Annotated in this window: 17 protein-coding genes; all 17 read right to left on the bottom strand. The window is 51.1% G+C overall.

Features of this window, described 5'->3' with window-relative positions:
* Positions 1–588: 588 nt before the first annotated feature.
* A complete protein-coding gene (locus IE093_RS12180; protein ID WP_189469539.1) occupies positions 589–1,332 on the bottom strand; it encodes a DUF7662 domain-containing protein in 744 nt (247 codons plus the stop codon).
* Positions 1,333–1,431: 99 nt separating this feature from the next.
* The gene (locus tag IE093_RS12175; protein ID WP_189469537.1) at positions 1,432–1,845 is read right to left on the bottom strand and encodes a hypothetical protein; all 414 of its coding nucleotides are present in this window, start codon (positions 1,843–1,845) and stop codon (positions 1,432–1,434) included.
* A 440-nt stretch (positions 1,846–2,285) separates the two neighbouring features.
* Positions 2,286–2,486 carry a transposase gene (locus tag IE093_RS22900; RefSeq protein WP_422730978.1) on the bottom strand — a complete coding sequence of 67 codons (201 nt, stop codon included), beginning with the start codon at positions 2,484–2,486 and terminating at the stop codon, positions 2,286–2,288.
* A 128-nt stretch (positions 2,487–2,614) separates the two neighbouring features.
* Positions 2,615–3,580 (bottom strand): lipase family protein, encoded by a 966-nt coding sequence (locus IE093_RS12165; RefSeq protein WP_189469533.1) that lies wholly within the window; start codon positions 3,578–3,580, stop codon positions 2,615–2,617.
* A 110-nt stretch (positions 3,581–3,690) separates the two neighbouring features.
* Entirely contained in the window at positions 3,691–4,074 is a 384-nt protein-coding gene (locus IE093_RS12160; protein ID WP_189469531.1) for a hypothetical protein, read from the bottom strand.
* Complete coding sequence (locus IE093_RS12155) at positions 4,067–4,588, bottom strand: hypothetical protein (protein ID WP_189469529.1); 522 nt, start codon at positions 4,586–4,588, stop codon at positions 4,067–4,069. Before IE093_RS12155 ends, IE093_RS12160 begins: the two co-directional genes overlap by 8 nt.
* Positions 4,589–4,670: 82 nt before the next feature.
* On the bottom strand, positions 4,671–5,198 hold the full coding sequence (locus tag IE093_RS12150) for a hypothetical protein (protein ID WP_189469527.1): 528 nt from the start codon (positions 5,196–5,198) through the stop codon (positions 4,671–4,673).
* 30 nt (positions 5,199–5,228) lie between these two features.
* Positions 5,229–6,110, bottom strand: coding sequence for a hypothetical protein (locus tag IE093_RS12145; protein WP_189469525.1), 882 nt, complete (start codon positions 6,108–6,110; stop codon positions 5,229–5,231).
* Between the two features lie 119 nt (positions 6,111–6,229).
* Complete coding sequence (locus IE093_RS12140) at positions 6,230–6,436, bottom strand: KTSC domain-containing protein (protein WP_189469524.1); 207 nt, start codon at positions 6,434–6,436, stop codon at positions 6,230–6,232.
* A gap of 83 nt (positions 6,437–6,519) precedes the next feature.
* Complete coding sequence (locus IE093_RS12135) at positions 6,520–7,194, bottom strand: hypothetical protein (RefSeq protein WP_189469522.1); 675 nt, start codon at positions 7,192–7,194, stop codon at positions 6,520–6,522.
* A 110-nt stretch (positions 7,195–7,304) separates the two neighbouring features.
* A complete protein-coding gene (locus IE093_RS12130) occupies positions 7,305–8,237 on the bottom strand; it encodes a hypothetical protein (RefSeq protein ID WP_189469520.1) in 933 nt (310 codons plus the stop codon).
* Positions 8,238–8,410: 173 nt separating this feature from the next.
* Positions 8,411–9,331: a hypothetical protein gene (locus IE093_RS12125; protein WP_189469518.1), complete on the bottom strand. Its 921-nt coding sequence runs from the start codon at positions 9,329–9,331 to the stop codon at positions 8,411–8,413.
* Positions 9,332–9,437: 106 nt separating this feature from the next.
* The gene (locus IE093_RS12120) at positions 9,438–10,511 is read right to left on the bottom strand and encodes a radical SAM/SPASM domain-containing protein (RefSeq protein WP_189469516.1); all 1,074 of its coding nucleotides are present in this window, start codon (positions 10,509–10,511) and stop codon (positions 9,438–9,440) included.
* A 10-nt stretch (positions 10,512–10,521) separates the two neighbouring features.
* Entirely contained in the window at positions 10,522–10,752 is a 231-nt protein-coding gene (locus IE093_RS12115; RefSeq protein WP_189469514.1) for a hypothetical protein, read from the bottom strand.
* Between the two features lie 496 nt (positions 10,753–11,248).
* A complete protein-coding gene (cobF, locus tag IE093_RS12110) occupies positions 11,249–12,037 on the bottom strand; it encodes a precorrin-6A synthase (deacetylating) (protein ID WP_189469512.1) in 789 nt (262 codons plus the stop codon).
* Positions 12,034–12,852, bottom strand: coding sequence for a precorrin-4 C(11)-methyltransferase (gene cobM, locus IE093_RS12105; RefSeq protein WP_189469511.1), 819 nt, complete (start codon positions 12,850–12,852; stop codon positions 12,034–12,036). Before cobM ends, cobF begins: the two co-directional genes overlap by 4 nt.
* A gap of 2 nt (positions 12,853–12,854) precedes the next feature.
* Complete coding sequence (locus IE093_RS12100) at positions 12,855–13,259, bottom strand: cobalamin biosynthesis protein (protein ID WP_229803518.1); 405 nt, start codon at positions 13,257–13,259, stop codon at positions 12,855–12,857.
* Position 13,260: the final 1 nt, after the last annotated feature.

The raw sequence follows: 13,260 nt of genomic DNA, 5'->3' as shown, positions 1-13,260 counted from the left end.
CCGTCCGGCGCCGAGTCGGGCGAGGCCTCGCCCCCGGGCCGTGCGCCGCGCCAGCGGCACGACGGCGAAGCCGAGTGGGAGGAGTTCTGACCCGAAGCCTGGGGCCATGACGTCGGCGGCGGTGCCAGCGATGGCCACGCCGCCACGGCCCAGCCGGTGACTGTGGCGGCCGCTGATCAGCGAGCCGCTGACGAACTCCATCACCACCAGCGTGAAGAGCAGGCCGTAGCTGTTGGAGCTGCTTTAGCTGCGATTGGTAGGTGGGAATGGCTATTTCAGTGGCGGGTTATCTCAGGCGACCGAAAGAGACATAGAAGCTGATCAAGAAACCACTGGAAGACAGCAAGCGCCCCCCTGCCACAGAGGCAGGAACGAAGCCCCCTGTTGGAGCTGCTGTAGCTGCGATTGATAGGTAGGCATGGCGATGAGTGGCGGGTTATCTCAGGCGACCGAAATGGGATATACAAGCTAATCAAGAACCCGCTGGCAGACAGCAAGCGGCAAGGAACGGACGATGAGCCATCGCTGATGAATGCATAGCGACCTGCACCAGGTGCGATTGTTCGGTGGCGTTGCGACGCCAAGGATCTAGGTCAAGCGAATGAGGCGCACCCATGATTCGTCTGCATGCAATCGAATCGACTCGACGCGGAACCCAGCATTGATCCACGCCTTTGCTTGCGGCCTATTGGATAAATCCGTCTGATTCGACCACCACTCCCGGTACGTTCTAGCTGACTTCGGAAGCGAGAATCCAAGTATTTCTTCGATCTCCTTGAAGCTAAGTGTCGCTTCGGGCATCGAACGCGGAAGCTGCAGTAGGTATTCTTGGAGTGGCGCATATTTACCCTTGAACAGCGACGATATTCTGGGCCTTTGCGTCTCGTAACTGCCTACTTTCGGTGTTTCTCCGGTCTGCGCACGATAGCCGAGCTCAGCGAGAGCCTCGGCAACCAGCCGAACATCCTGTTCCTCCTGTGGATTGTCCCCACTACCGTGTAGCAGAAGAACACGAAACAAATCACGCCCCAGAAACCTCGACAAGATGTTTTCCACCTGCTTTGCTGCGATCTCCGGATTTGACATATGCACTGGCAGAAGAACGAGAAATTTCTTCGGGTAGGGATGGCAGATCAAATCAAGGATCGCACCACGCACCTGCTTCGCTGTCCGTGACTCCACTTCAACGGCAATTTCCTTGCCAACCGCACCATCAATTCTGCACGCATGGCCAACTCCCAAGTCCACTTCTACGGCAGCGCCGTTTTGCTCAACCTCACCGTCCGTTGCCAGTAACAGAACACGTTTACCATAGGCATCGTGTGAACCCACAGATTACGTCTCCAAATCCGCTGAACGTTCGACATGAGCGGCATGGCGCAGCAGGAGAATCCTGCTGTGGCAATGTCTGCTCGATGGAGGGGTTAGGCGTCATATTGCCTCGATCATCTCCGCAATGACATCTCTGCCGGTGTATCCGTGGATCTGGTCCCACCCGGTGTGAATCGACCACATGAAATGGGATAAGGGTTTGATCTCGTCATAGCCAGCAGTCCAGCTTTGGCTCCGTTGGAGAACGCGTGTGAGCCGTCTGAGGAAAGCAAAGACCTCTGGATCATCAACATCAAGAGATGTCAACGTATACTCGAGTTCCCTGCGAAAGATGGACAGCTCTTGAACGATGGCTTTGACCTTCAGTTCATCCATTCCATTAAGGACTGCGTGCCAGCGGTATTGATCAGATGAAACTGGTTCGATGAAGTAGCTCTTGAACGCCTCCCGATCCTTCAACCGTTCAACGAGGTCAAGATCGGCAGAGCCTTCACACGCAAACAAGAAGTTCATGATGCAGTCCTCCTTCAGATTGGAGTATTGACGCTTGAGGCCTGCCTTTAGCCGAAGTCGCTTCTTTCGTTCCGGTACTCGAACAACCAGAACATACACAAGCAGACTGACGATTACTCCGACAGAGATGTTAAACGCTATCTGGTTCCCGGTAGGGAATGGTGCAAGGAAGACCTGAATCGACGTTCCATTTGTCCATGTGGGTTGTCCATGTGGGTGCTGGATCTGAGCTGGCCTTGAGCATCACCAACATGCTGACGACAAGGAGAAGCCAGAGCCCAAAATCGAGCGCTTTTCGGCGAATGTACCGAGTCAGTGCCATCGAATTACGCCTAGCAGTGATTAGACTTCATGCTCTATTATTGGGTTATCGTGCCGGATTGTTCAAATCAATAAACGTGTGCGCACTTTCGATCGTAACCATCTGAACCCTATGTAAATTAAGTATAATTTTGCAGTATAATACAGATAAACGTGGCGGCAGGATTTGCATGCAGGTCCGCGCTGGGTCCTCTGCATGAAAGGTGGATATCCAGCGCTTCGGCTACGCCTTTGACACTTCGGTGGGGCTGATGGCTCCACTGGACTGCTTTGACCTTGAATTCATCCGAATACTTTTGGGTCTTCTTCCCCGTATTCATGGCCGGCATCGTTCACCTCCACTGCGGTTAGCGATGCGTGTCCACTGAAGTGGGGGAAGTCCACGTCCCACACGAGTGCCTTGTTATGTTCAGCAATCATCTTACCCATTCATTTATGGTGGATCGTTTTATAAAATTCGACTCTCTAGATCAACCAAGTATTGATCAATGTTCTTATGGGTTCTTTTTATTTCCGACCTGATTTTCTCACGATAGATTTCCACACTGTGATTCTTGACTCCTTCATAAACAAGTAATTTCCTCACCCAGGTAGGAAATGCTGTAAGTTCTTGCCCATTCTTACTAGAAAATACGGAACCATCCGCATTACGTTGGTCAAGATAATCCGTATAGTAACCTGCCAGTTTCGGTGGGCAATGTGGCACAATATCCAAAGCTTCACGGAAAGCTACGGGTTGAGAAATGGCATTTTGCCCTGCCAAATTCGTAATCCGAGGAGCTCCAAAGGTGTAGCAAAAGGTTTCTCCATGCACTCTTTGGGACTGAAGTATCAAAGCTGCAATAGCTCCGCCTAATGAGTGGCCGCAAATACACAGCTTTGTGACGTTTGTAGTGCTATTTTTTTGAAGTGTGCTTCTGAAGTACTCTTTAATTTTATAATCAAGCTCCACTGCCTCGTTATAGAATCCGCTATGAAATTTAGACGAAGTGGAAAAATAGGAATCACTTTTTCTAACAAACCTAATATTTTTTATCCAATCGTAAGCAAATTGCGTCCCGCGGATTCCGATAAAGACAACATCACCAAGGCAAAACCCGATTACAACAAAATTTCTGTTATGGAAGAATTCAATATTCGGGACATCAGAACGGCGCAGAATTTCAACGATATCTAACTTCTTTTGCTGAATAAGTGTGTAATGCCAATCAGACGGAACGACTTTCGCGCGATTTCGATGCTCTCTCTCATCATCCGTAATAAAGCAGTATGAAATCTGGGCAACAATTACAGCACAGAGTGCGCGTGGAACGACATCTTTTCCCTCATTTAAAGCCCACGAGCAGCTGTTCTTTATACCCCAGAGCATAAGTCCAATGCGACGGAACTCATCTTCATTGACAGCTCTAATCATCGTTGACTCCATTGCTCATGTTTAATAAACATAACGCTAAGCGCACCGGTGGCCTTTACAAAGCGAAGCGGCGTAAAGGGCATCCGCTGGCGCGCATTATTCAGAATTAGTTACAGCAACCTAGCTATATCTCCTACCTCAGGATCAATGAAAGCCTTGGGCTCTGAGGTAACTTCAACATCACTAAACTGGGCCAGAGCGAGCAATCCGGAGGGTCGGCGCCTAATCTCATGCGACTCTATGGTTTGTAATGTGGCGAGTCGATCCTGAACATGAGTGACCTCACCTTTCCCCTTTACCACTTCGATCTGACCCAGGCTCTCACCGGTGTCGGGATCGAAGATTTCATCACCTATATTTAGGATCAGATATCTTTGACCCACACGGACACCATCATTCGCACCTCTGTTTATTACAACACGGTACTTGTCAATGATGGTGGCAACCTTAGCCTCGAACCGTTCCTCAACTTCGTCAAAATCTCTATCAGACATCCATCACCCCATTCAGGTAACTATATTTGATATCAGGTAGTGCCAACATGCTTTTCCACCGCGAGGAGTCAGAGAGATAGGTGCTTAAGTTCTCATCTGACAAAGATGAGAGTATTACCGCTTGAGGGAAGCCTTTTGTAGTAGTTGTCTCTACACGGACAAGAGCTATCGGCACTTGCACATCATTACTATCCTGAACCAAAACAATTACTTGACCGGGCTCCAGCCAATTAGACTTGTCTAAAATTAGCACCATGGTTCCTGTGTAATGATGCTTCCCATTAACAACACTCCTGATTCCCACAGGAGCCCGCATCCTTTTGCGGAAGTTGTGAGCCTCAATTGCAATGAATATCATCCCAAGTGAAGTGGATACGGCTATTACACCCAGAGTTCGCTCAAAAACTCCTATGGTTTCAGGCAAGCCGAATACCCCCAGCACGGATGCACCACCAGTGACAGTAATCCAGACCCAGCCTAAGGGGCGATACAAAACCTCTCGCAAAAAATTCACATATACCCTCTTTTGCCGGTCTAAGGATTTATTCTGAACGATCAAATTCAGCGGCGCGTCCGCTGGAATGAGTGGTTCGGCATCATTGAGCCTGCAGGTCTTCCAAGGTGTATCGGACGCTGTATGCCTGTACTTCCACGAAGCTAACTTTGATGCCCGCAATGGTGATATCGCGTTGCTTACGAGTGTCCAAGCGGATACGAGTTGATGGAGATTCTTGCCCTTGCCCAAGCGAGACCGACTGTTGAACGTCAACGGTGACGCTATCAGGACGCATAAGGTGTTTGTAGCGATCCATTGTGGTTTCTGATGATTGTCGGTTAACGTCGACCACATCGAGGATCAATATTTGATCTTCAATACCTACCAACCTCATCTCTGCGAACCCACGATCGACCTTCCCGCCGTAGATATCTCGACCACCGTAAGCATTTGGAAGATCGCTCGTCTTATTTAGGCGGAAAACGGTGCCTCCGACGCTGGTTGTGAGCTGTGACCCTAGAGGTTGATCAAGTTGTCGATGCGAGTGAATGGTGCCGCAAGCTGCGAGCAGAACCACCAAAATGATGGCTGATACTCGTGCGAGTTTGAGACAAGAGATATGCGGCATGGATGCCTCCATTATGATGCCGAACAGTGATTATACGACACGTTGTGCTTCGGCCGTACGACACACGAGGTGCTCATTCTCCACTACATATTCCCGGCCAGAAGGCAGGACTCCTCCAGGAATCGGATTCCTCGCGAACGGGTTGTATATCACGATGAAATCGCTTCCGACATTCGATACTGCAGGTGGATGATTCCCCGCGTCGGAGTTGCTATACAACACAGCGCTTATGTAGCGATAGTCGTCGGACGTGAAAAGTGTGGTCGGCACTTCTGACCCCGAGTGCTTGGTCACTTGCCCCCGATAGCGGAAACCTGCGTCAATTACTTCGACTGTGTTTCGATCGATTGTCACGAATCGCTCTCCCAAGGGAAATAACGCGCTGACTATTCGCGGCGGGTCACTCTCCAGAATTGAATGTGGGATCAAGCCGCCATTGACCGCGATAACGAAGCAGTCATCCGGGGAAGCGATACCCTTCTCGAGGTAGCCGAGATACTTCCTGTGCTTGTCCTCAATCGCACCTCGCAGCCGCAGAAGGATCTTCTCTACTGGAACCTTTTGGGCCTCACCGCTGGCAAAATCTGGAACGGCGTCCGCGCCCGTTCCGGCCATTGGCACAGTTGCTTCAATCCATATCACCCGGTCTGTTTGAATCTTGAAGTCTGGACCGGCAGGCGGTTTCGGCTCGGGGATTAGTCCCACGTTCAACAGACCACAGCCCACGTACATCTCCCAGAACCTCTGATGGAAGGCACGAGAGAGCTCGTCTATGAACGCTGGCTCAGCGTGCGCACCAAACTTCTCCCACAACTGCTCGGCAAAAGCACGGAGAGGCGCGTTCCAATCAGCGTCGCGGAGGTTTCTGTATGCGTCGGATTGATCTCCGGAATCCGGCTTGAACAACGTCATGGCATAGCCCCGATGTGTGCTGTATAACGCGAAGCACAGCGGCGGCCCGTCAGGGACGTCCGGCGGCCGTAGGCCGTAGGCCGAGTACTGATGCGACTTGTTAAAAGTTCGGCGCCAGGTTAGCACTGGTACCGATCTTTGATGTATTGATGATAATAGCGTCCGACTGAGCCGGAGTTCACTAATTCACGGAACACCGCTTCCGGTACGCCACAAAAGGTGTAAACCGGATGACTATCCTCAAAGTCGATAAACATTCTGGAAGTCTCGGCGTCATATCCAACTTCTCTTATGGCGCTAGATCTGACAGATACCCATTCGGCCATGGTGTTCCCCTTCCTACTTTTAACGCCTGTAGCTGCGGCAAATTGCGAGCGCAGCGAGTAATTTGTCCGACAGCCTACAATTGTTAGGCATTTTCAATAAACGCCAAAGATCTTCCATATTTCTTTATCACCCCTTTTGGTGCCCTTTGCTTCATTTTCTGCATCGCCGCGCGAAACGGGTTTTTGCCGTTTACGGTTCCATTATTGAAAGCATAGGCGTACAAGTGTTGTGCGGGTGCCGTTCTTAAAATTTCTCGATCCGTCACCTTACGATAGAACGGTCTCTGGTCGAGCGGCAACTCGTGCTTGAGTTTAGTTTCTACGCTTGGAGCTAAGCAAAAGCCGACCCAGTCTAGCGCCTCACCGAATGTATGTGCCTCTATAAGTGCAGGGCCAACGAAAATATTGTTTTTCGCCTGAGAATATAACTTCCCATGACTAATACAGCCTCTGACTGGAATCTCTTCTATGATGAGAAGTTGAAAGAAATTTCGCGCTGCGCTTTCTAGGTGTGCAAAATCTTGAAGACTGTCGGATTTAGTATAAATGATGAAAGTATCTGAAAACCACGAGCTAAGCAGGCCAGCTTCCTTTTTTCCGAGCTTGCACGCTGACCGCATACGCTTAAGTGCTTCCGAATAAATAGGAAGAACCTCTTCAATCGACTTCGACTGAACAAGATTCGTGAATCCCAACAAATCCAAGTATGCAAACCAACGATCTCGATATCTGAGTGGTCGGTAGTTCAATTTAATCATGGGTGACTCGCATGCCTAACAGTTCGTTAAAGAGGCCGTTGGCCTAACGCTAAGCTCAGGCGCGCGCGACAGTGCGTCGGCTGCAGCGCCTTGTTGGGCGGAACACGGGTTCAGTCAAGGGACTCTTCCTCATCAGGGTCGTCAAAGTAGACGCCCGGACTACCGATTACCTCAATTAGCTCTAGGCGCTTCCCTTTGTCAGCCACATCCTCATAGTGACTTTCCAGCTCACCAATTACGAGTGACTTCGCAGCATCTGATTGAAAGCAATCGAGATACTCATCGACAAGCTCCGGATCAAAGTCGAGTGGCTCAATGCTGCGAAGAAAGTCCAGATATCCAGATGACGATTTTGTGTTCATGAAAAATAGCAAAAGCTCCTTCCAAAGCACATTCTCGGCAGGAATATCCGCATCCCCAAGAAAGATCGTTTCAGCCTTTGACCCATGCCGTAGCTCATATGTGTACAAGTTTAGGTAGCTTGCTCGCAAACGTACAACATCATAAAGGGCACGACAGATCGTTTGAACAATCCTGTGGAGAAACTTCTTATAACGGGCGTCATTAGGCGTCCCAAATAGAGAGTCAGAAACTGGGATATCAACGTTGAGATGTTTTCCGACATAGGAAAAAAGCGCGTCTTTTTCCTTTTCCAGATCGGTTATCGATGACATGGAGAAGCGATCGTAACGATGGCTCTTATAGAAGGTCCCCAGCAATGCCAATAACTCATTGTGCGGAGATGCTAGATTAATCCTACAATGACCGCGTATTCTCCGGAGCAACTCTAAATGATTGTGTGTTCTCAAAGACTGCTCGAGCGCTTCTTGATCTTGGCTATCAGCATGCTCTAGGAGCACTACTGCAATTTTCAGCAAGCGCTCGATACCTACTGATAGGTTATAGAGCACCTCAAAAATTTCATCTGGATGGTCGAGTTTTCGGAGTTCATAAAATCTGCGAAGCCCGTTATAGATAAATGCGCCGGAGATGCTCAACTCCTCACCAAGCCTGAAATTCTTCCAAAATTCTGCTGGATTCACTCACATCTCCTAAAGCCAGAGCTCATTTCGCCCAACGCCGCGCTCAGCGGCAAAATTGTAGCGCAGCGGAGATTTTGTCCGCCTGGAGCGCCTTGTTAGGTGGCAGATCCCAGCGACTAAGTTCCTATAACAGTGAGTTCTACGGCATCCGGGGGTGTTCAAGTGCTCTTCCCTCATTCGAATGGAGGCAGTAGCGCGAGGGTAGGATTGGCATTCAGCATCTCCATATCGGTATAGGAAAATCTTCCTAACCGATACGGGATACAGCCACGTCGCAGCTCTTCCTCAGACCAACCATCCTTCAGCCCTACCGCACCATATCCCTCTTTGACTATAACGACCGCTTCCTCTCTCGGGTTACTTGTGAATTCTTCATCGGCGGGGATTCTCACAGGCTCGCGATAGCTTTCGATATGCATTCGCCGCAAGAGGGACAACGCCTCGTGATATGCGAGCGCACGGTTCACTAGTGTCATAATTTCGTCGTGGCTGTAAACCCTCAAGGGTCTAATCGTTCTGACTTCTGGGCCGTAGAGGCTATAGTCCGCGTGGAATATGGCGTTTCTAAGCTCCCGGTCCCACGCTTCTTTCATTGGCACGACTGCATCCGGAATACCCACCTCTTTGGCCTTCTCCTCAAGCTTACGGATCTTAGTATCTGGAGATAGCGGACCACGGCCTCTAGGTGAAGAGAATCTTGCTACGTGAAATCTTCCGCCTTCGGACACGTCCAGCAAGTTCGCCAACAACTCGTATGGCTCCGATGCTTCCATGATGTGACCATAAATCCACAACAACAAGTGTCGTGCGGCGTCTCCTTCGAGATCGTTATAAACTGCCCGGACGGATTCAATTGCCCGAACGGTTGTTTCGTATGGATCCCAGCCAGCGTCCTGCATACCACGGATGGCAAACAGCGACATCAGGAAATTGAATTCGGAAGCGTCTCGGGCTCGCTGAAAGATGGGATCTAGCGCCGTGCAGTATCGGGGCAAAGCGTCCAGGTATGCGGCATGCGATGCCTCCGCGACTTCTCTGTCAGCTTCTGTAAGCTCGAGGCTCCACACCCCTGCTTCGTCTCTCGTTAATGGCATTAGCATTACCCATTTGGTCTCGACACCTTATTGCTCTGCCACCTAACGCCCGCATTTGCGGCTGATTTGGAGCGCAGCGAAAAAGCAGTCCGACAACATGCGTTTGTTAGGGCTGTAACTGCTCAGAAATTTCATTTTTCATATTTCTTAATAGTGTAGGATCATTAAAGTAATAATGCATGCCCGCTGCAATTTTTAACTTGTTTTCAAATTCATTTAACCATTCAACGACTAAATTAAACAAGTTGCTACTTGAACAAATCGTCGCACACGTATGGCACGGTGTCCCGCTTAAATGCTTTGTAATAAGTTTTTCATTGAGAAAGTCTACAATAGGTTTAAACCCCCAAAGTCTAATAAAAGACAAATAGAGGTTCGTATTAATATTCAAATAAATTTCCTTCAGAGATGAATCGTTAATATTACCAAGATCTAGTGGGTGTTCTGTTTTTACGGCTATAAGGGCATTGCAACAAGGTAATACTTTTCCATCAAAGTCAATATGTGGACCGTCAGATACACATGGCATCGCAATCACTTGATCTTCATATTTGAATTCCTCGTTAATATCCTTTGCTCTCCCCCAAGGAATAATGCTTTGAACTTCCAGATCCTCTCCTAATAGCTCCCGCATTTCACTTACGATTGGACTATCTAAATCACTTGGAGAAACACACATTCTCACCGAAGCAGTTTTACCAAGCTCTTTAGCAACTTGGTATCCTTGCAGTACAGTCTCTCTGTCAACAAATTGTTGATGGTATAGGTCTGAGCTAAATGTGTAAGCTTCAATCTCAGGAAATAGCTCGATAAACTTTTTTGCATTGTTATAATTTTTGGCCCAATAACCACTAGTTATTACCGCAACTTTTACATCAAGCCCTCGTACTGAATTAATAACTGCTCGCATTCCATTTCGATTTAAGTAGGGTTCACCTCCAGTGATAGTAATCACTTTAATTCCATTGCCCCCTAGATTTTCTAAATCATCACAAAGTTTAGACACCTGAGATTTCGAGGAATCATCGGCGACAGGGCTCGACTTTGTGATGCAATGTTCACATTCCAAAGGACATTTATTAGTTATAGAGACGGCAATATGCATTCCATAATTTTTAGTTATTTTATCTAATCTGTCTTGAATGTTAGTGGTTTCAGGTATTCGAACTGAGTCACCCATGATTAATATCCTAAATTTCTACTACGATTTTAGTTACTTTTACCAAAGCAACCTGATCTAACTTTTGTTTAATTTCTGCTTCAGACATATTTAAATCGTACTTCATTATGTCAGCAAATCTACGCTTAGTTGTGGAATCAACGCCTAATAGCTTCTCCATATTTTTTTGTTGGTTAAGAAAACCCTCTGAGTTTTGAACCAGAGCCTTTATTTCATCATCATTTAAGTCTTTTAATGCCATTTTCTTCTCCTGATTTTGAGAACAGAGTCCTCAGTTCGAATTCTTTGAGCCCTAACAGTGATTATACGGTACGCTCTATTATTGGGTCATCGTGCCGGCGTGTTCAACAATGTTATCTAGCCTAGACCAATTATCCACAAGTCACTGAAAATAAATAGAATTAAGTATACCTCGGCAGCCTAACACCGATAAACGTGCCGGCAGCATTTTGCGAAACGTCCACAGTAGGTCGCGTGCATCCCTTCAATCGCGCAGCAGAGCTGCGCTCCTACGAAAACCGTTGCACTTCGATATTTTCCGATCAGGCACGCTACCGCCCGGCAGTAGCACATGGCGCCGCCATCCTGGCCGTTGCGGGGTGCCCAGGTCGCCATATGGCGACGACACAAACCCACATGGAAACTTCCAGTAACATTCAGCCTACTAAATAATTCTTCGGCCTGCGTACTTGAAACTTGAGGAAAAAGTCGTAGGGGTTTGGTGCGGAGCGAGCCTTTCAGAGCAGCTTCCGGGCCAACAAGTAGACGTCCATGATCCAGCCATGCTGCTCGCGCAAGGCGGCACGGCGCTCGAGGATCGATGGGGCCACGTCAGCCAACCAGCCGTCGAGCAGGCATTGCTTGTCCATGCCCAGGTAGGCGCCCCACCAGATGTAGAGGCCTTCGGGAGGCAGCGCCTCGAAGGCCCCTCCGCTGTCGAGCATGACCGCGACGCTAGCGGCATCGTCGGGCCAGCCGCGCTCACGCAAACGCCGCCCAGTGGTGATCTGGACCGGTTCAGCGAGCGCATTGAGGGGGATGAGGTGCTCGGCGGTCAGGACTTGCAGGCTGGTGATTCCCGGTACTATCTCTACCTTCAGGTCCATCTCGACCGCCCGCCCGGCGGCGCTTTTCCTACACGCCCCAAGGCGCCTCGCGATACGCAGGCTGCTGTCGTATAGCGAGGGGTCTCCCCAGATCAGCATGCCGACCCGTCCGCCCTCCGGTAGATGGGCATCCATGAGCCCGGCCCAGACACGCGCAATCGCCTCATGCCAGTCGTCCACCGCTCCCAGGTAATCGGCGCGGGCATCGCGTCGAGGTAAATCGAACTCCACGACCCGGGTCCGTGACGGATCGTCCAGGAGGTTCTGGCACAGCAACCGGCGCAGGTCGACCAGGTCCGACTTGGCCTCCCCCTTGCGTGGCAACAGGATGAGGTCCGCCTCATTGAGCGCCCGCACGGCAGCCAAGGTGACATGATCGGGATTGCCCGTACCAATGCCGATCAGCGAGAGCCGGATCATGCGTCGCCTCCCATGTCTCCAGGAGAGGCGCTGGGTGCGGTGCCGGCAAAGGGCGAGTCCGCCGACTTAGGCCGAAACCGACGATCATAACCGACCGAATACAGGCAGCTTTCCTGGAAATCCTCACTTTCCAGAACCGGTCCCACCAGGATCAGCGCCGTCCGCTGCATGGTGTCGTCGACCAGGGATGCCACCGTCGACAAACGCCCCCGGACCACCCGTTCATCGGGCCAACTGGCCCGCCAGACGATGGCGACCGGGCAATCGGCGCCGTAGAACGGCACCAGGTCTTCCACCACCTGGGCCAGGTTATGGATGGAAAGGTGAATCGCCAGGGTGGCGCCGGTTTTGGCGAAGTTGGCCAGGGTTTCGCCGCCCGGCATGGCGCTGGCACGCCCCGGTGTCCGTGTCAGCACGACGGATTGCGCCACCCCCGGCAGCGTCAACTCTTGTCCCAGGGTGGCGGCCGCCGCGGCGAAGGACGGCACGCCCGGGGTAATGGCATAAGGGATGTCCAGCTCGCGCAGCCGGCGCAACTGTTCTCCCATGGCGGACCACACCGACAGGTCCCCGGAATGCAGTCGGGCCACGTCCAGGCTCGCGGCATGGGCGCTACGCATCTCGTCGATGATTTCATCCAGGGACAGGGGCGCCGTGTTGATGATCCGGGCGCCTTCCGGGCAATGCTCGAGTACCTGTTCGGGCACCAGCGAACCCGCGTAGAGGCACACGGGACAGGATGCGATGAGATCCCGCCCCCGCAATGTCAGGAGGTCCGGCGCACCGGGGCCGGCGCCGATGAAATGTATCGTCATGCTCAGTCTCCTCCCAGAGGGGCTCTTGCTGCCGCTACAGTAGCCAGTCGATCCATTGAAATCAGCCGGGGCCCGAGCAATTCCGCACCGGGACCTGCCGCCAACAGGGCGACGGCCTCGGCGACGCTACCCGTTCCCCGGGCCCGCAAACTGTGCCTGGAGCGGGTGATGGTGGTGGCCGTTGGCAGGGCGGCGTCGGCCACGGGGATCACCGTGAGCCCCCGCGCTTGGCCCAATTCCTGAACCAGCGGCCACATCGTCTGAGTCGCGGCCAGCCGGTCAACGGCACCGTAGTGTTCGTGGAGACGATCCAGCGCCTCGTCCAGCGACACCAGCAGCGCCCCTCGGCGAAAGCCGAAACCCGCTACTGTTATCGAATCGCCCGCCGCTGTTATCGAATCATCCACT

The sequence above is a fragment of the Litchfieldella qijiaojingensis genome (genome assembly GCF_014651875.1).
Lineage (GTDB): Bacteria > Pseudomonadota > Gammaproteobacteria > Pseudomonadales > Halomonadaceae > Litchfieldella > Litchfieldella qijiaojingensis.
This window is presented reverse-complemented; position numbering and strand designations above follow the sequence as displayed.

What these genes read in the sequence shown, in the direction of transcription:
- IE093_RS12165 (WP_189469533.1), bottom strand. Translation starts at nt 3,580, where the DNA reads ATGATTAGAGCTGTCAATGAAGATGAGTTCCGTCGCATTGGACTTATG.
- IE093_RS12135 (WP_189469522.1), bottom strand. Translation starts at nt 7,194, where the DNA reads ATGATTAAATTGAACTACCGACCACTCAGATATCGAGATCGTTGGTTT.
- IE093_RS12145 (WP_189469525.1), bottom strand. Translation starts at nt 6,110, where the DNA reads ATGACGTTGTTCAAGCCGGATTCCGGAGATCAATCCGACGCATACAGA.
- IE093_RS12140 (WP_189469524.1), bottom strand. Translation starts at nt 6,436, where the DNA reads ATGGCCGAATGGGTATCTGTCAGATCTAGCGCCATAAGAGAAGTTGGA.
- IE093_RS12115 (WP_189469514.1), bottom strand. Translation starts at nt 10,752, where the DNA reads ATGGCATTAAAAGACTTAAATGATGATGAAATAAAGGCTCTGGTTCAA.
- IE093_RS12120 (WP_189469516.1), bottom strand. Translation starts at nt 10,511, where the DNA reads ATGGGTGACTCAGTTCGAATACCTGAAACCACTAACATTCAAGACAGA.
- cobF (WP_189469512.1), bottom strand. Translation starts at nt 12,037, where the DNA reads ATGATCCGGCTCTCGCTGATCGGCATTGGTACGGGCAATCCCGATCAT.
- IE093_RS12125 (WP_189469518.1), bottom strand. Translation starts at nt 9,331, where the DNA reads ATGCCATTAACGAGAGACGAAGCAGGGGTGTGGAGCCTCGAGCTTACA.
- cobM (WP_189469511.1), bottom strand. Translation starts at nt 12,852, where the DNA reads ATGACGATACATTTCATCGGCGCCGGCCCCGGTGCGCCGGACCTCCTG.
- IE093_RS22900 (WP_422730978.1), bottom strand. Translation starts at nt 2,486, where the DNA reads ATGAATACGGGGAAGAAGACCCAAAAGTATTCGGATGAATTCAAGGTC.
- IE093_RS12150 (WP_189469527.1), bottom strand. Translation starts at nt 5,198, where the DNA reads ATGCCGCATATCTCTTGTCTCAAACTCGCACGAGTATCAGCCATCATT.
- IE093_RS12160 (WP_189469531.1), bottom strand. Translation starts at nt 4,074, where the DNA reads ATGTCTGATAGAGATTTTGACGAAGTTGAGGAACGGTTCGAGGCTAAG.
- IE093_RS12175 (WP_189469537.1), bottom strand. Translation starts at nt 1,845, where the DNA reads ATGAACTTCTTGTTTGCGTGTGAAGGCTCTGCCGATCTTGACCTCGTT.